Raw genomic sequence first — 16,034 nt, 5'->3', positions numbered from 1 at the left:
AATCGCTTACGTTGCCTCAAGCACCACGGCCGGCTTGAGCGGCGTCGCTTGATAGACCAGCAGTTGCCATTGTTCATCGGTTTTCTGCCACGCTGTGAGCGTTCGGTTGTGCAGAAGTTTTCGCACGCCCCCGGAGGTGACGGTGGTGAACATCTCGCCAAACGCGATCGCCATTTCACCCACCCGGGTCACTTTGTCGATTTGATGGTTGAGGGTGTGATAGATGAACTCCCGGGAGCGGCATTTCTCAAGGTAGCTCTTGAGATCGTCGACCACACCGCTGGCGTGGATGTAGGTCAGGTCCGGGTGGAACAGGTAGCTGAAGATATCCAGATGACCGCCGAGCATCGCGGCACTGCGTTGTGCTTCGCAGGTGCGGATCACCAGGTCGATTTGATCGTTATGCGTCATCAGCCGTTCCTTGCGCCGCCGTAACGATGATTTCGATCAGCAGTTTGCCGCCCAGATCGACGCCGTAACAGGCGCGCTGGGGCCAGTGCTGCGGGTTGTCGCCGATCCACTTGGCCCAGATTTCATCGACCACGGGTTTGCTGCCCATGTCTGCCAGCAGCACCTGGGCCGAGAGCATGCGCGAGGCGTGAGAGCCAAGGCCTTCGAGGCTGGTGCTCAACGCGGCCAGGGCGAGGTGAGTCTGGCCGGCGATGTCCAGTGAGGTGTCCGCAGAAGTTGCCACGGTATAAATGATGTTGGCGTAGGCGCAGGAACGGCTACGTCCTGCGTGGCCGCTCGGGACGCGTTCAATTGTGTGCATAGGGGAGGACTTCATCCAGGTTGAAGTGAGGCAGAAGCCAGCATCGACCGGCTTCTGTCATCCGTGATTAAACCGGCTGCGTTGCCTCTTCCGCGGCAATGGCGGCTTGCACGCTGGGACGTGCTTCGATGCGCTGCATGAACGACGCCAGTTCCGGCCAGTCCTTGACATCGATATTGAAGAACGGCAGCCACTTCAGCACGGTGAACAGGTAGGCATCGGCCAGGCCGAAGGCGCCCAGCAGGTAGTCTTTGTTCACTAGGCCCTTGTTCAGGTAGTCCAGGCGCTTGAACAGTTTCTGCCGGAAAATTTCTTTGGTGGACTCAGGAATATCAGCATTGAACAAGGGCGCGCTGCCACCATGGATTTCCGAGGTGATGAAGTTCAGCAGTTCCTGCAGACGAGTGCGCTCCCAGGTGCCGTTGGCCGGTGCCAGGGAATTGCCCGGAACTTGATCGGCCAGGTACTGGACGATGGCTGGCCCTTCGGTCAGTACCTGGCCGTTATCCAGCACCAGTGCGGCAACGTATCCCTTTGGGTTGAGGTCTCGGAAATCACGGCCGTCTGCCGTGGCTTTGGTCTTGTTGTTGACTCGGATCAGTTCGAAAGGCAGGCCTAGCTCACGCAACACGATGTGCGGCGACAGGGAGCAGGTCATGGGGGCAAAGTACAGTTTCATGGGGATCTCCTTATAAGCGGGCAACGCTTACCCGAATGTGTTGCCGTTCCTGGCCTGAAACGGCTGTGAACCTCGTTCCAGACATATTGGTGTCATGTCATCGAACGGTAAAATTACGATCTTATGTGCCCATCATTAGGTACTCTTATGTCCATTCAGGCGACTTTCGCTTCAGTACTGCGAACCGTCATCGGGATGTCGCTGCCGAGGGTCGACTTGCGGATTTCATTGAGAAACGCCTGGGCAGAAGGCGTGTGTTCGCCGGCGGGTGAGCAAACCAGGCCGAACTCACGATAGATCGGTTTGCTCAATTCGAAGATCCGCATTCCCCGGCGATCAACCGGTAGTGTCGAGGCCGGTACGATCGAAATGCCCATGCCTTCACTGATCAACGCAAATGCCGTGGTCCAGTCGCGCACGGTGATCTTGATGTCGTTGAGCTTGAGTCCTTCGCGCTCGACCAGTGACTGACCATTGAGGTAGCAGCCGCCGGTCGCGAGGATGAAAGGCTCTTCCACCAGATCCTTGAGCGCGACAGTGCTGGCCGAGGATTTGCGGGCTAGGTCATGGTTCGCGGGGACTGCCGCCACCCAGGAGTCGCGGCCCAGCAACAGCGCACCACGGGAAGGGCAGGGATTCATCACGACGCCCAGGTCGATGCTGCTGTTGGTCAGCCATTGTTCGACTTCTTCATCGGTGCCTTCGAGCGAGACGATTTCGATGCCGGGGTGCAGCCGGCTGAAGCTTTGCAGTAGCGGCGGCAGCAGGTTGGCGAACACGGATGGAAAACTTGCGAGTTTGATCCGCCCCAGATGGCATCCGCGCGATGCATCTACCAGGTTCTGGATTGATTCGAACTCGCTGAGCATGCGTCGTGCGCGGTCGATGATCTGCTGCCCGATCGCCGTCGCGGTAGTCTGACGGCGGTCGCGCACGAATACTTTTACGCCCAACGCTTCCTCCATCTGCGTTAGGGCCTGGCTTGCGCCCGACTGGGTAATGCCATAACGCTCGGCGGCGCGGGAAACATTTTCGGCGTCAGCCACGGCGACGAGCAGGCGCCAATGCATCAGGTTCATCATCTCAGTAGTTCCTCTTATGTTTGGCTAATCGAGATTTAATTTTACGAAGCACCTGCACAGCCTCAGGATCGCCCCTGAGTACACAGTGAGGTGTTGGAAAATGGGCAAAATCCTGTCAATGGATCTGGCGGCGAGACCCGCCTCGGCGGCGCCTGTTCTGGTGAGCGTGGCGTTGAGTTCGTTCATGGTTGCGCTGGATGTCACAGCGCTGAACGTGGCGCTGCCGAGCATCGGGCGTGACTTGGCAACGGGTATGGATCGGCTGCAATGGATCGCCGGCGCCTACACCCTGGTGTTTGCGAGCCTGCTGTTGTCGGCCGGTGCGTTGAGTGATCGTCTGGGGGCCAAGAAAGTGTTCCTGTTTGCCCTGTTGGTTTTTACGAGTTCATCGCTGGCCTGCGGATTGGCCCAAGGCGTTGTTGAACTAATTGCCGCGCGGGCCATTCAAGGCATCGGTGCGGCACTGATGCTGCCCAGTTCCATGGCACTGCTGGTCGAGGCGTATCCCGACCCCAAGGCGCGAGCCAAGGCTGTGGCCCTTTGGGGCGGGATCTCGGCACTCGCGCTGGTGAGCGGTCCGTTGTTGGGCGGCATGCTGGTGGAACTGGTCGACTGGCGTTCGATTTTTTATCTGAACGTACCGTTCTGCCTGATTGCCCTGGGCTGTTGCGTGGTACGCAGCAGTCGCCTTGCCATCCAGCCGCGTTCGATTGACTGGGCGGGACAGATGCTTTCGGCGCTGGCGCTGGTGTCGTTGATCTTTGCCCTGATTGAAGGCCCGGGGTGGGGCTGGGACAACGCCTGGGTCATCGTTACGTTGCTGGTGGCGCTGGTTTCGGGCGCGGCGTTTATCTATTCGCAGCAGACGCAGCGTGAACCGATGCTGCCGCTGAATCTGTTCGAGTCCAGAACCTTTTCCGCCGCCATTGGCGCCGGGTTTCTGCAAACCCTGGCGTATTACGGCAGCCTGTTCGTGCTGCCGTTCGCATTGCAGGGGCAGGGCCGGACGCCGGTGGAGATCGGTCTGGCAATGATCCCAATGACGATTGCGACCGGCGGCATGGCAACGCTCTCGGGGCGGTTGTCGAATGCCTTCGGTGCCCGTTCAGTCGGTGCCGCCGGTATGCTTTGTGGAGCACTCGGGGCGGCATTGTTGGCGCTGTACGGTATGGATCGCGTCAGTCTGGTACTCGGCGGGCTGTTGATCGGGCTGGGCGGTGCGACCTTGCCGGTCATCGTCGGCGCTTGTCTGGCGAGTGTGCCAAGCGGCAAGGTCGGCGTCGGTTCCGGGGTACTCAATGCCGCGCGCCAATGTGGAGGAGTGACCGGTATTGCCTTGCTCGGCGCTTCGCTCGGAGAGTCGGGGCGCGCCACCGGCGCCTTATCGATCATTGCCCTGTCGTTCTTTGCCGCCAGCCTGTTGACCGTGCTGCGGCTGTACACCGACGAAGTCGATGTCGTGAGGGAATGCTGACTGGCGCGCCGAAGCTAACCGGTGAGTGTTTCAATGAATAGATGTTGCGTTGCCTGCCCCATGTGGAGCAGGCAGGCAGACACAACGTTGTTGCGTGGCTTCAGGTTGTGAAAGAGCGATTCGGCAAGGCGCCGAAGCACGCTTGCCGAAGATGCAGCCAACAGCAATGTTCAACCCCAGCGGCGTACCTTGCCGGTGTCCAGTCCCAATAGATCGAGCATGCGGCCAACCGTGTGATCGACCATGTCCTCGATGGATTGCGGCCGGGCGTAAAACGCCGGTACCGGCGGCATCACGATGCCGCCCATCTCACAGATCTGGGTCATGCTGCGCAGGTGTCCAAGATGCAACGGCGTTTCCCGGACCATCAGAACCAATGGTCGGCGCTCCTTGAGCGTCACGTCGGCGGCGCGACTGAGTAGGCTGCCGGTGATGCCGCTGGAAATTTCCGAAAGACTCTTGATCGAACAAGGGGTCACCACCATGCCCAGGGTCTTGAACGAGCCACTGGAAATCGATGCGCCGATGTCAGCCGGATCGTGCACAACGCTGGCAAGAGCTTTGACATCTGCCACTTTCATGTCGAGTTCATGGGCCAGCGTGACTTGAGCCGATTTGGTCATGATCAAGTGAGTGGCGAGCCCCAGCTCGCGCAGCAGCACCAGGGCGCGCACGCCGTAAATCACGCCACTGGCACCGCTGATGCCGACCACGATGCGGCGTTCAGGGCTGCTCATGGGAATCCACCGCGTTGTCGAATGCGTTGATCACCGGCGCTTCGCCCGGCAGACCCAAATCGTTCCAGCGCTCGCGCACGCGTTCATAGACTGATGGGCGCAACAGGGTGCGAGTCGGGAAGTTGCGAATGTTGCGGTAATCCTTGCAGGCGTTGATCAAGGCCTTGGAGCCGAAGAAACGCTTCTCCGGCGGATTCTGTGCCGGATCCAGCGGCGAGCCGCGGGTGTTACGCAGAATGTCGATGTCATCGCTGGGCGTGGCGCGCGTGGCCATGGCCCACAGCACCTGATTCATGTCGGTGGGATCGACGTCCTCATCCACCGCGACGATCCATTTGCTGATGTAGGCGCCGCCGGGCACCTGACTGGCGAGCGCCAGGGCTTGTGCGGCATGCCCGGCGTATTTCTGTTCAAGACTGATGACAATCATGCCGAAGGCCCCGGCAGCGGCGGGTGGGCAATACACCCCTTTAATGCCCTGGATTCCTAGCTTGTCGAGGTCGCTCCAGATCTTAGCCGAGCGGATGGTGGAAAAAAACGCGCTTTGCTCGTTCGAGGGAAAATCGGCCATCAGCGCGTTGGTCAGAATCGGCCGGGTGCGGTAGTGCAGGGCGGTGACTTCGATCAGCGGGCAATCGATGTCCTTGTAGCCGTAGTAGCCGGTGAATTCGCCGAAAGGCCCTTCTTCACGGGTCGAGCCCGGGCGAATGACGCCCTCAATGACAATCTCCGCTGCGGCAGGAATCAGCAGGTCGGAGTTTTTCGCGCGCACCACTTCAACGGGTTTGCCCTTGATGCCACCGGCAAAATCATACTCGCTGACGCCCGGTGGCAACGACTGCGATCCCACCACCATCATCAATGGATCGACGCCCCAGGCTGCCGCGACGGGCAGAGCCTCTCCCCTGGCCCACGCCTGGTGGATATGGCGCAGGGCATCCTTGCCCGGTGCCAGCGACAGGCCGACCTCACGGGGACCCTGGATCATCATTCGATAAGTGCCGACGTTCAAGTAGCCGGATTCCAGATCCCGGGTAAACACCGCATCCGCCGTACCGGCGTAGGCGCCGCCATCCCTTGGCCAGTGTTTGGGGATTGGCAGGCGGGTAAGGTCGATGTCGTTGCCGGTGAGGGTGTTCTGGTAGATCGGCGCGGCTTCAGCCGAGATTTCAAGCGGGGCGATGCTCTGTTTGAGCTTGTCTTTGGTGCGCCGGATCAGTTCCATGGTCGGCGTATCCGGTGCCTCTTCAAGCGTGATCGCGGTGCGCGCCACGCTCGGGCCGAAGATGTTCCACAAATGACGCAAGCCCAGCGGCGAGTCCGCTTGGTCGAAGAGCACCGCAGGCGAGGCGGTTTGGCGGGCCACCAGATAAGTGATGGCGCTCATTTCTTCAATCGGGTCGACGGCTTGCGAGACGGTCTGCAGTTCGCCGATCTTCTCGGCCCGCGCCAGCCAGTCTCGAAGGTCGGCAACCGGTTCAATCAATTCGTTCATCTTGGGTATCCGTGGGGACTGAATAGAAAAAACGGCGGACGCATTTCTGTACCCGCCGTCAGCAGATCAACGTTTGTCGATCGAGTACTTTCCAGGCCCCAACAGGCAGAGGAAAAGGAAACCGCCGGCGATGCTCACGTTCTTGAAGAAGTGCACGAACAGCGTGTGATGATCGGCCGGATTGGTGGTGTTCCAGAACGCATGACCGATGATCCCGGTGCCGATGGTGTACAGCACGAAAATCGCTGCGATGGGCCGGGTCCAGAAGCCGAACAGCAGGGCCAGTCCGCCGAAGAATTCGACGAGGGTGGCGACGATCGCGGTGAACTCCGGGATCGGCGCGTCCACCGATTTGAGGTAGGTCACGAAGCTGCCGTGGTCGGTGACATAGGTAAAGCCGAAGTAGCCGTACAGGATCAGAATCATGATCCGTGCCACGAGGATCAGTGCGTCGCGTTGGTCATCGAACAGCTGATAGCGTAAGTACATTCCATTGCTCACAAGTCAGATTGGGTAAGGGATGGCGGTGGAGTCTGTGTCAGCCAGAAAAAACGATCGATCGAACACCTGTGGGTTCACCGCGTTTTCGTGGTTTGGTTGAGCGTCGAAAACGTCGAGTACGTTGCCGGCGGCCAGTTTCGCCATGCGGCTCACTGCCTCGCGGGAAACCCCGGCCAGGTGCGGCGAGCAGACAACGTTGTCGAGGCTGGGCAGACCGCTGCCGTGGGACGGCGGCTCTGGCAGGAACACGTCCAGCGCGGCGCCGGCGATGCGTTTTTCGACCAGTGCCTGATAAAGCGCCTGCTCGTCGACGATGCCGCCACGTGCGGTATTGATCACATACGCCTGGGGTTTCATCAGGGCCAAACGCTCGGTGGACAGCAAACCGACCGTTTCGGCGGTCTTCGGGCAGTGCAGGCTGACGTAATCGGCGCTCGCCAATCCGTTTTCCAGCACGGCAACCGGCTCCACGCCGTGGGGCAACTGCCGTGGGGCGAGGTACGGGTCGTACACCTTGACCCGCATCCCCAGCGCCACGAGGAGCGTGGCAACACGGGCGCCAATCCGCCCGCAACCGACGAGCAGCACTTCGCGGCCTTCCAGTTCACTGGGCAGGTAGTCGTAGCGCTGATGCCAATTGCCGTTGCGCACCAGATGGGTAAGCGCCTCGGTACGTTTCGCCAGGGACAGCATGAAGCCCAAGGTGTGCTCCGCCACTGCCCGGTGATTGGCATTGGCGCAGACCATCACTGGAATCGTGGCCTCGGTCATCGCCGGGATATCGACCGCGTCGAAGCCGACGCCGATTCGCGACACCACCTGCAAACCCGGAGCGCGTTGCAACTCGCAGGTGCCGAATCGGGTCAGGCCGAGAACCACGCCGTGCACTGCATCGAAGCTCTCGAGCAAGGCCTGGAACTGGCCCTGCTCGATGGTGTTAGGAAACTCCACCACTTCAATGTCGTCACGCTCGCGCAGCATTTGCTTGCCTTCGGCACCCAGGATATGGGCGATCAGTACGCGCTTCTTGTTCATGCGACGTGCTCCTGTACCGCGTTCCGGGCAAAGAACTCGCCGTCATTGACGCCGATGCGGAACATCACCCGCTGGGCATCCCGCGACAGCTCGGTAGCGCAGTGCAGCACCGAACGGTTATCCCAGATCAGCAGGTCGTTGGGCTCCCACTGGTAGTTGAAAATCCGCTCCGGCGTCAGGGCAAACGCAAACAGCTCATCAAGCAACGCCCGACTTTGCTCTTGCGAGTAACCGTTGATGCGCGTGGTGTAGCCCGGGTTAACGTAGAGGCTTTCGCGCTGTGTGCGCGGATGCACGGCAACCGTTGGGTGGGTGCTGGCCGGGAAGGTCTGCTCCAGGCGAATGAAGATTTCCTGGATCGACTCCCCGATATCGTCTTCCTTGACTTTGTAAGTCCAGCGCACGTCATGTACCGCCTGACGATTGTTGACCCGCTCGTACAGATCCTTCGGCAGATCGTCATACACCGACTGCATATCCACGAACAGCGTATCGCCACCCGCTTCGGGAATCTGTTGCGCATGCAGCATGGTCAGTGGCAGTGGCTCGGCCAAGTAGCTGGAGTCGCTGTGCCACATATTGCCGAGCTTGCGCGCACCGACCGCGCCTGCTCCGTTGCGGTTGTTGATTACCAAAATGTTCGGATACGCCGGGTCGTGGTAACTCTTGAGCTTGAACTGTTCGAGTTCCCCGAAGCACGCTGCGAACTGTTGATAACCCTCACGGGTCAACGTCTGGTTTTTCAGTGCCACCACTTTGCGTTCGTATACCAACTCCTGAATGGCACGAATCTCCTCCAGGGAAGCCGTGTTGATATCGAAATCCGCCACCGACGTGACGAAGCTTTGCGCCAGATCCGTTCGCTTCATGTTGAGAGTCTCCTGTACAACGTCAGTCAAACCGTCAGCGCAGGCTGGAGTTGGGCAGCGACAGGGGCGCTATCCCGATTCGAATCGCTGCTTTTGAGCATCAGGCTCAGATCGAGGATATCGGCCGGGTTGTGTGCCGAGGTGACCGACATGCGCAGTGCTGCCTGACCACGTGGTACGGTCGGGAAGAACACGACGGAGGTGTAGTGACCCTGTTGCAGCAGGTACTCACCCTTGGCGATGGCTTCCTCTTCGTTACCGATGCGTACGATCCGGATCGGCAATTCGCTGCCGCTGGTTTCGGTCGGGATCAGGTTGTCGAACAGCTTCATGTTGTTGCGCAGCGAGCGTTGCAGTTTGTGCAGTTCCGGCGTGGCATGGATTTCCGCCGACGCCAGTGCTGCGCCCACGGCCGCCATGTTCGGTGCGCAGGAGAAGCCGTAGGTTGGTGCATAGCGACGGATCGAGTTCTCGATGTGCTTGGTTCCAAGCATCAACAGACCGCCTGCTGCACCATAGCCTTTACCCAGGGACGCGGCCACGATGGTGTTCTCATCCAGTCCGTCCAGTTGCGAACGGACGAAGCCTTCACCGTGCTGGCCGACCACCGAAATGCCGTGGGCGTCGTCCAGGTACACGAACAGACCGTACTTGTCCTGCAGGGCACGCAGCTCGCGAACCGGCGCCGCGCCGCCCATCGAGTAGGCACCATCGCCCACGTAGGCGACCTTGCGACCGCCCTGGCACAGACGCTCCAGGTGTTCGAGGTCGTTGTGCTCGATCACGATCACGTCAGTTTCTTCGCGCAGAACCGGGATGTGGTACTGCAGAGTCACGTGGGCGAAACGGTCGAAAGCGATCAGCGGTTTCTCACCTCCGGTGAACAGGCCGGCAGCCAACAGCGGCAGGGCGCCCATGTTGGCGGCAGCCACGGTCGGGAACACCACCACACCGTTTACATCAAACAGCTTGGCCAGGGTGTGTTCCAGGCGTACTAGCGGCTCGGCGGAGAGGCGTGTGCGGGCTACCGAAAAGTGCGCCGAGGGGATTTCATCCATCGAGGCCTTGGCGGCGGCGAGCACTTTGGGGTGGGCGTCCAGGTTGAGGTAACCGCAGCGGGTGTAGTCGATCACTTCCTTGCCGCTGGTGGCAATTTCGATGCGGCGGTTGTCGAGCACACGGCAGGAAACCCCCATCAGACCTTTTTCATACGCGGCGTCGAAATGCGGACGACTGATTTCAGCCATTCTCGAGGCATTGCGAGCCTTCAGTTGTGGCGCTTTTTCGTCCGGGCTGTTGTTGATTTCAACTGTTTTATTCATGGCGATCTCATCCTTTGAGTGGTCGTTTTCAAGCCGTAGTGGCTTGAGAACGACGCTAGGATCCACGACCACTGAAACATTTTGCAAAGGACTTCTTGAGTGCTACCTTATGACAAAATATCATGAGCATTACGAAGTCTTATGGTTGCCAGAATTCCCTCTCTCAATGGATTGAAAGCGTTTGAATCTGCTGCCCGCCATATGAGTTTTACGAAGGCCGCTGAAGAGCTCAATGTCACGCAGACGGCCATCAGTCATCAGATTCGTCGACTTGAAGATGAACTGGGCATTCGCCTGTTTCTGCGGCTCAAGGACGGCCTGGCGCTTACCATTGAAGGCCATGCATATTTACCTGGCATTCGCTCGGCGTTTCACGAGTTGCGCTATTCCACGGAAATGTTGCTCGAGTCGACCAACAACAGCGCATTGACGATCAGCACCCTGGTTTCCCTAGCGTCCAAATGGCTGTTGCCGCGCCTGGCATCCTTTCAGGATGCATTTCCCAACATTGACGTGCGGGTCACCGCATCAACCGAACTGGTCGACTTCCGCAAGGGCGGCATCGACGCCGCGATCCGCTACGGTTTCGGCGACTGGAAGGGCTTGCGGGCGGACTGGCTGATGTCCGACGAGATCTTTCCTGTGTGCAGCCCCAAACTGCTGACTGGCCCCAAAGCCCTGAAAAGCCCGGTCGATCTGGCCAATCACACGCTATTGCAGGTCAGCGGCATGACCAGCAACGACTGGAACATGTGGTTGAGCGCGGCAGGGCAACCGAAGAAACTCGCCGAAGGCACGCGGCTGACCTTCGATCTGGCAATGATGGCGGTGCAGGCTGCCATTGACGGATTGGGGGTGTGCATCGGTCGCTCCACCTACGTCGATGACGATTTGAAGGCCGGGAAACTGGTAGCGCCGTTCAACCTCAAGTTGAAGTCCGATCTGGGTTTCTACCTGGTGACGCCGCTGGAAATTGCCAACTCGAAAAAAGTCATGGCATTCCGCACCTGGCTGATCGATCTGGTGCAGAGCGCCGAATCTGCCTCAGCTTCCGAAATCCTTAAATAAGCTTTGCATTTTGTATTGGCATCTATCAATCCCGCTCTTGTATACATGCCGATAACAATCTTGCGTTCGCTGACACATCATCAATACCTGCCCCGGACAAAGTAGTCGCCGTCAGACACAAGCTTCCAGCGGGAAAAACCATGTGGTGCAATCGAGATGCCGAACCACCTCGACAATAGCGGATTGGTTTGTCATTAGAGATCCTCAAGTGAAGGGGGGAAGCTTCGATGGTTCAATTGGCACATTACCCAAAGCGCCTGCGAGTGACCGCTTCTGGCCGATTCTGTTGAAAAAGTAGCTCCCCTGTCTGGCCTGCGGCAAAATCTCCGCATCGGCCAGCAGGGAAGCACGCAGCATGATGGGACAGTTATCGAGTGGGCAGGAGCGACTGTTTTACTCGTTCAACCTTGAAGATCACATCCCCTCCAATCACCTTCTGCGCAGCATTGATCAGTGTCTCGATCTGAGCGACCTGCGCCATCACCTCGCCGATTTTTACAGCCCAATTGGGCGTCCTTCGATTGACCCAGAGTTGATGATCCGCATGCTGATCGTGGGCTATTGCTACGGTATTCGCTCCGAGCGGCGGCTGTGCGAAGAGACCCATTTGAACCTGGCGTATCGCTGGTTCTGCCGGTTAAGCCTTGAAGATGAAGTCCCCAATCACTCGACCTTTTCCAAAAATAGACACGGCCGTTTTCGGGACAGCGAGCTCTTTCGCTGGCTGTTCAATGAAGTGCTGCGTCGTTGCATGGACGCAGGCTTGGTCAAAGGTGAAGGCTTTGCCGTGGACGCCAGCATCATCAAAGCGGATGCCAGCCGGCAGCGCGGTGTACCGGGTGATGAACAGGTCAACTGGAGCGATCCGGCCCTGCCCGAACACTTCGATTCGCAAGATCGTCCGCAGCGTCCATGAAGCCGCTCGTGATGTGGCTCGGCGAATCGCAGCGACACCTGCGTACATTCGCTCTCGCCACGAACGCAAGAAGGTCGAAATGTTGTTTGCCCACCTCAAGCGCATCCTGAAACTGGATCGCTTGCGACTACGCGGCATGAGCGGCGCAACCGATGAATTCACGCTGGCCGCTGCGGTGCAGAACCTGCGTCGGTTGGCCAAATTTACCTCTCAAGGGCCAGCCTCTCGTGACCCTGATCGATTTTTAGGCATTATGTCGAAAAACTGGTCCGACATTTCGTCGGTTTTTCGCGACGCTATTATGAGCGGGGCTGCCAACTGCCTTGCTCATCTTCATGGGAATTTAAAGGCTGAAGACTCCTGGTCTACTTTCGTCTCTGTCGATGGGGCCGCTTTGGCGGGAGCTGTCATCAATGAGCTTTCCAATCATCTTGAATGCTGGCGGCAGAACCGCGCTGCATCAGATGCTTTGAACGCATGTGCTCATGTGATTGCTGATATCGACCAGGTTCTTCGGCATGTTGGTTTGAGTTCAGAGTTTTTGGAAATGCAAGAAGGAGCGTCTATCAGTGGCGATGGGGTTGGCCACCTTGCGGTTGGGATCAACATGACTCGTGGGCGTATTGCTGAGGCGCTAGTGATTTTGGTACCGCCCGAAATGCTGAGCCGTGCCTCTATGTGGTGGTTTGCCTGACGCGCCAGATAGGCCGGAACCCGCATCTCCTGATTGGCCCTGAACGCATTTACAAACTGCTTGGAGGCAGGATTGAACTCGGTCAGTAACTGCCCGCCGACACCTGCGAACGTCACCTCCAAAGCTTTGGTGGGGGCTCTTTGGTCGGGTTTCACGACAACGAATACTTTCCCGTTGTCAGGTAAGATCTCAAATGCATCGCCAATTCTGTTTCTAAGGACGACAGAGACAGTTTCAATGGTTTTTGCAGGCGTGAAAGCAGCTACCAGAGCATCCTTGAAACGCTCCAGGGAAAGAAAGCCGGATTCAGTATCTATCTCGTGTGCGACGGCAGCCCTCAGGGCGGGAATGTCCTTTTGCGACGGCACGTCCCAGTCCATGTCCAGGAGCTCAAACACCATTCTCATCACAGCAAAGTTGTCTCGCTCTGCTGGGGTGCAGTTTTCCAATATGGGGCTGTAGCGGGTGTTGACCGGTGACGCGCCTGAAGCCGAGAAATCCGGACAGTCGAGCAGGTAGACTTGGGTATTTTCGGGAGCGGAAACTACATTGACTTTGACGTTGTGTGGATGCAGATCGCCGTGGCTCAATTGCTGGCCATGCAACCCGTCAACTGCCTCGATTAGCCTCTGGGCGACGACGATACGGGTCTCAACCGACAACCCCTTCAGCTCATCCCAGTGCTCACCCTCGATATGCTCCTGAGCCAGGAATGGGTTACCGCTGCGGTCGTAACCAAAGTGTTCAATTTTTGGCAGAAAGGCGAAACCGCTTCCTTTCAGCTGTTCCAGGACTTCAAAAAAAGCCATCAACATCGGCCCTTGGCCGTCCTTCGGATCCCGGGCATTGATCGACGGCCAAGATTTCACGACCAGGGCGCCGGATCGATAAATCAATTTCTCTGACGTGTCGGCGATAGGGTCATCGTCCTCCCGGTAAGCGGAACTCAGCCGTAGATCGGTAGAGAAAACGTCCAGCTGCCGGTTATCAAATTCAAAGCTGGCAGAGTTGTCCGGTGTAGACTCACTCAATGCCTGTTGAAATGCACCTGCATGATCGAACCGCTCCTTTGGATCATTCTGCAATGCTTGCACGAGGACGTTTGCAGGCCACTCTTCTGATGACTCTACCTGAGCTTGAATACTTGCAACGTAGGCGACATCGAGCTTCAGAGGCATTGGCCGAGCCTGAAGCAGATGCCACCCGATCAGCCCGAGCGCGAAGACATCACGACAAAATGGCGTACTGCCTTCCATCGCAGTGTCCAGATCTTCAGGGAGCGCGATAGCACCGATGCTCAGCAGGGTACGCAAATCGCCGAGAGTACCGACAGGCTTGTAATAGGCACTGATGAAATTGGAAAGAGCGATCGATGACGATGCAGAGAACCACACGCTGTGGTCACCCAGATCACGGTGAGCAATGTTGAATCCATGCAGCCCGGCAAATTGGGCCAGAAGAATTTTGAAAAGCTGGATGCGCTCAAGCGCAGTCATCCTCTCCACAAAGCGGTTGATGAACTCGTTCAGGCGGTAATGCCCGTCTGGCATTTCAAGCAATTCGGCATATTGCTCGGTGATACTGTCGGGGCTGGCATTACGCTTAGGGCGAGCACAGCGATTCATCAATTCCTGATCGCGCAGACGGAGGTAGACCATGACATCCCTCTCTCGCGACAGGATTCGGTACCGTCCTTCAGTCGTTCGAGCACGGATGTCATCAAGCTTCGAAAAGTCCCAGAGCCGGACCATCGCACGGTCATCCTTGTTATGGATATTGACCGCGTCGTACTCTCGGTAGACTTCTGTTGGGTGTGTGAACACCGCTTGAGACTGCGCACGGTAGTCATCGACAACAAGCTCTTTGGGCTTGACCGTGCCTTCATTGATGATGCCATCGAAGAAGCCGAAATGTTCGTTCAAGCCGATATTCGAGCGCGCGTTGAATCGATCTTTAAACCGCTTAGGGTCGGCCATTTCCAGAAAATCGTCCAGCAGCATGACGTGCTGCATCTCGACCTCAGGAAGACTCAGGGTGCATTTGCCGGTGAGCACAATGCAGAAGTCGATCCAAGGCTCTTTCCCGTTAGGCAGCCGAGATTTTAGGCCCTTGATTCGTTTCCTCAGCTCAAAGGTTTTCCGACGGGTTTTGTCTACCGGCGAGACTTCTGTTTCCTTCCCGTCTTGGTGCCATTTGCCGCCGTGGTTTGTGATCTCGCCGCGCCAATGCTTAAGCTCGACAACAAGAACGAGGCTAGGGAGAAATGGCTCCAATCAGCGGCGTGTGCAGTTAGTTTTCCCACACCAGTTGCTCAAGGACGATTCCCATGCCAGATAACTCTGAAGCCAATATAGCCACAGCGGACGCTCTCACACTGCTCCTGCACAACCAGCACGCCCTAGCTGCGGCCCTTGAAGAAGTGACCAAATGGATCTCAGAGAATGGAGTAGAAAGTGTCTCCGCGAACGCTATGGGGGCAATGGAAACGTTGGACAAGAATGCACGAACCCTCACCGATGCGATTATGCGCCTACGTCATTTATAGGCATCATTCAACGCTCGCTGCACCCTTGCAGGTATCGAATGATTCTGCTGAATCCACCTGTCATCTGTCGCTCGTTTCGCTGGATATGATCATTTGAGATGTGGGGAGTAGCGACCCGAATGAGGAGCTTTATTCCTCTCGGGAGGGTAGTGCGCATTACACATTCCCGGTGCTGGATACTGCTTCGCCAAAACTAGCTGTTAGAATTGCGCTGGTTTAGTGATCAGGCTCGTGAGCACCAGCATGAACAAAGAATTGACCCTAGAAGAGATGCGCGAAGCGTTGTTCGGCGACGCTGAAATATCTGCGCCGGTGACCACCGCTCCGGTGGAAGCGATCCAGCCGAACGTTACTGCCGCGCCCCTATCAAAAGTGGCGAAAAAGGAGGTCTCCAAAGCCTTTACCCCCAGACTTCTGGTTACTCTCCGTGTGAGCAATGAGTTCGAAGGCAGGACGCTGGAGATCGTCCATGAAGCCGATACTCTAAGCACGCTGCTGGCAGAGCAGGAAGCTACCAAAGCAGCCAGAAAGAAATTCCGGTATGTAGAAGTGGTATCGGTCAAATCTATGTGAATCATGTTTATCAGCAGGCGCCAAGCTAGTCTGTTGCCGGCCAATTCTAGGCCTAGGGTTTCGTATCAGCGTCACGAATTGGCTTTAGCACTATCTCTCCGTCGACCCGCGCGATGGTCAATAAATCACCGAGACCGACGTTCATTTCTACAAGGACATCCGGAGGCAGATCAATGATCACATCCCCGCTGCCATCGCCTGGATCCTGACATATCACAGTCCTTCGCACAGAATCACTTATTGGAAACTCACTCCACTCTCGGCAGATGAAC

The 16,034-nt window shown here is 57.5% G+C and carries 16 protein-coding genes and 1 pseudogene; 5 read left to right on the top strand and 12 right to left on the bottom strand.

The genetic code is table 11. The features are described from left to right. Window positions 1-6: 6 nt before the first annotated feature. From I9H09_RS18250 to I9H09_RS18235, 4 genes are all read right to left on the bottom strand, one after another. Complete coding sequence (locus I9H09_RS18250; RefSeq protein WP_122347307.1) at window positions 7-411, bottom strand: nuclear transport factor 2 family protein; 405 nt, start codon at window positions 409-411, stop codon at window positions 7-9. After that, window positions 401-772: a Rid family hydrolase gene (locus tag I9H09_RS18245; RefSeq protein WP_122347308.1), complete on the bottom strand. Its 372-nt coding sequence runs from the start codon at window positions 770-772 to the stop codon at window positions 401-403. The genes I9H09_RS18250 and I9H09_RS18245 overlap by 11 nt, the downstream gene beginning before the upstream one ends. A gap of 67 nt (window positions 773-839) precedes the next feature. Continuing rightward, window positions 840-1,451, bottom strand: a complete 612-nt coding sequence (gene gstA / locus I9H09_RS18240) for a glutathione transferase GstA (RefSeq protein WP_122347309.1) — start codon at window positions 1,449-1,451, stop codon at window positions 840-842. 155 nt (window positions 1,452-1,606) lie between these two features. Beyond that, complete coding sequence (locus I9H09_RS18235) at window positions 1,607-2,533, bottom strand: LysR family transcriptional regulator (protein WP_183142464.1); 927 nt, start codon at window positions 2,531-2,533, stop codon at window positions 1,607-1,609. Between the two features lie 100 nt (window positions 2,534-2,633). Between I9H09_RS18235 and I9H09_RS18230 the strand changes: the two genes are divergently transcribed. Continuing rightward, a complete protein-coding gene (locus I9H09_RS18230; RefSeq protein WP_122347310.1) occupies window positions 2,634-4,007 on the top strand; it encodes a DHA2 family efflux MFS transporter permease subunit in 1,374 nt (457 codons plus the stop codon). Between the two features lie 170 nt (window positions 4,008-4,177). Here I9H09_RS18230 and I9H09_RS18225 read toward each other — a convergent pair whose 3' ends face one another. The 6 genes from I9H09_RS18225 to I9H09_RS18200 all read right to left on the bottom strand — a co-directional run bounded on the left by I9H09_RS18225 (window position 4,178) and on the right by I9H09_RS18200 (window position 9,966). Further along, window positions 4,178-4,744, bottom strand: coding sequence for a UbiX family flavin prenyltransferase (locus I9H09_RS18225; RefSeq protein WP_122347311.1), 567 nt, complete (start codon window positions 4,742-4,744; stop codon window positions 4,178-4,180). Beyond that, window positions 4,731-6,239, bottom strand: coding sequence for a UbiD family decarboxylase (locus tag I9H09_RS18220; protein ID WP_122347312.1), 1,509 nt, complete (start codon window positions 6,237-6,239; stop codon window positions 4,731-4,733). The genes I9H09_RS18225 and I9H09_RS18220 overlap by 14 nt, the downstream gene beginning before the upstream one ends. A 66-nt stretch (window positions 6,240-6,305) precedes the next feature. Continuing rightward, window positions 6,306-6,728: a DoxX family protein gene (locus tag I9H09_RS18215; protein WP_122347313.1), complete on the bottom strand. Its 423-nt coding sequence runs from the start codon at window positions 6,726-6,728 to the stop codon at window positions 6,306-6,308. Between the two features lie 15 nt (window positions 6,729-6,743). Continuing rightward, entirely contained in the window at window positions 6,744-7,775 is a 1,032-nt protein-coding gene (locus I9H09_RS18210; RefSeq protein WP_122347314.1) for a hydroxyacid dehydrogenase, read from the bottom strand. Continuing rightward, window positions 7,772-8,644, bottom strand: coding sequence for a TauD/TfdA dioxygenase family protein (locus tag I9H09_RS18205; RefSeq protein WP_122347315.1), 873 nt, complete (start codon window positions 8,642-8,644; stop codon window positions 7,772-7,774). The genes I9H09_RS18210 and I9H09_RS18205 overlap by 4 nt, the downstream gene beginning before the upstream one ends. A 26-nt stretch (window positions 8,645-8,670) precedes the next feature. Then, entirely contained in the window at window positions 8,671-9,966 is a 1,296-nt protein-coding gene (locus tag I9H09_RS18200) for an aminotransferase class I/II-fold pyridoxal phosphate-dependent enzyme (RefSeq protein ID WP_045157106.1), read from the bottom strand. Window positions 9,967-10,107: 141 nt separating this feature from the next. Between I9H09_RS18200 and I9H09_RS18195 the strand changes: the two genes are divergently transcribed. Next, window positions 10,108-11,034 (top strand): transcriptional regulator GcvA, encoded by a 927-nt coding sequence (locus I9H09_RS18195; protein WP_045157105.1) that lies wholly within the window; start codon window positions 10,108-10,110, stop codon window positions 11,032-11,034. 355 nt (window positions 11,035-11,389) lie between these two features. Continuing rightward, window positions 11,390-12,170 (top strand): annotated as a pseudogene (locus I9H09_RS18190) (transposase); the annotation flags it as partial. A 263-nt stretch (window positions 12,171-12,433) separates the two neighbouring features. Here the strand turns inward: I9H09_RS18190 and I9H09_RS18185 are convergent. After that, complete coding sequence (locus I9H09_RS18185) at window positions 12,434-14,917, bottom strand: NERD domain-containing protein kinase family protein (protein WP_236502357.1); 2,484 nt, start codon at window positions 14,915-14,917, stop codon at window positions 12,434-12,436. Window positions 14,918-14,970: 53 nt separating this feature from the next. Here I9H09_RS18185 and I9H09_RS18180 point away from each other — a divergent pair, with 53 nt between their 5' ends. Together I9H09_RS18180 and I9H09_RS18175 are read left to right on the top strand one after the other, a co-directional pair. Next, window positions 14,971-15,189 carry a hypothetical protein gene (locus I9H09_RS18180; protein WP_122346502.1) on the top strand — a complete coding sequence of 73 codons (219 nt, stop codon included), beginning with the start codon at window positions 14,971-14,973 and terminating at the stop codon, window positions 15,187-15,189. A gap of 243 nt (window positions 15,190-15,432) precedes the next feature. Beyond that, window positions 15,433-15,762, top strand: coding sequence for a hypothetical protein (locus tag I9H09_RS18175; RefSeq protein WP_122346503.1), 330 nt, complete (start codon window positions 15,433-15,435; stop codon window positions 15,760-15,762). 52 nt (window positions 15,763-15,814) lie between these two features. Here I9H09_RS18175 and I9H09_RS18170 read toward each other — a convergent pair whose 3' ends face one another. Next, window positions 15,815-16,003 (bottom strand): AbrB/MazE/SpoVT family DNA-binding domain-containing protein, encoded by a 189-nt coding sequence (locus I9H09_RS18170; protein ID WP_122346504.1) that lies wholly within the window; start codon window positions 16,001-16,003, stop codon window positions 15,815-15,817. Window positions 16,004-16,034: the final 31 nt, after the last annotated feature.

This window comes from Pseudomonas tremae (assembly GCF_023278125.1).
Classification (GTDB): Bacteria; Pseudomonadota; Gammaproteobacteria; order Pseudomonadales; family Pseudomonadaceae; genus Aquipseudomonas; species Aquipseudomonas tremae.
The sequence above is the reverse complement of the archived record's forward strand: the minus strand, read 5'-3'. Positions and strand labels throughout refer to the sequence as shown.

What these genes read in the sequence shown, in the direction of transcription:
- I9H09_RS18250 (WP_122347307.1), bottom strand. Translation starts at nt 411, where the DNA reads ATGACGCATAACGATCAAATCGACCTGGTGATCCGCACCTGCGAAGCA.
- I9H09_RS18245 (WP_122347308.1), bottom strand. Translation starts at nt 772, where the DNA reads ATGCACACAATTGAACGCGTCCCGAGCGGCCACGCAGGACGTAGCCGT.
- gstA (WP_122347309.1), bottom strand. Translation starts at nt 1,451, where the DNA reads ATGAAACTGTACTTTGCCCCCATGACCTGCTCCCTGTCGCCGCACATC.
- I9H09_RS18235 (WP_183142464.1), bottom strand. Translation starts at nt 2,533, where the DNA reads ATGATGAACCTGATGCATTGGCGCCTGCTCGTCGCCGTGGCTGACGCC.
- I9H09_RS18230 (WP_122347310.1), top strand. Translation starts at nt 2,634, where the DNA reads ATGGGCAAAATCCTGTCAATGGATCTGGCGGCGAGACCCGCCTCGGCG.
- I9H09_RS18225 (WP_122347311.1), bottom strand. Translation starts at nt 4,744, where the DNA reads ATGAGCAGCCCTGAACGCCGCATCGTGGTCGGCATCAGCGGTGCCAGT.
- I9H09_RS18220 (WP_122347312.1), bottom strand. Translation starts at nt 6,239, where the DNA reads ATGAACGAATTGATTGAACCGGTTGCCGACCTTCGAGACTGGCTGGCG.
- I9H09_RS18215 (WP_122347313.1), bottom strand. Translation starts at nt 6,728, where the DNA reads ATGTACTTACGCTATCAGCTGTTCGATGACCAACGCGACGCACTGATC.
- I9H09_RS18210 (WP_122347314.1), bottom strand. Translation starts at nt 7,775, where the DNA reads ATGAACAAGAAGCGCGTACTGATCGCCCATATCCTGGGTGCCGAAGGC.
- I9H09_RS18205 (WP_122347315.1), bottom strand. Translation starts at nt 8,644, where the DNA reads ATGAAGCGAACGGATCTGGCGCAAAGCTTCGTCACGTCGGTGGCGGAT.
- I9H09_RS18200 (WP_045157106.1), bottom strand. Translation starts at nt 9,966, where the DNA reads ATGAATAAAACAGTTGAAATCAACAACAGCCCGGACGAAAAAGCGCCA.
- I9H09_RS18195 (WP_045157105.1), top strand. Translation starts at nt 10,108, where the DNA reads ATGGTTGCCAGAATTCCCTCTCTCAATGGATTGAAAGCGTTTGAATCT.
- I9H09_RS18180 (WP_122346502.1), top strand. Translation starts at nt 14,971, where the DNA reads ATGCCAGATAACTCTGAAGCCAATATAGCCACAGCGGACGCTCTCACA.
- I9H09_RS18175 (WP_122346503.1), top strand. Translation starts at nt 15,433, where the DNA reads ATGAACAAAGAATTGACCCTAGAAGAGATGCGCGAAGCGTTGTTCGGC.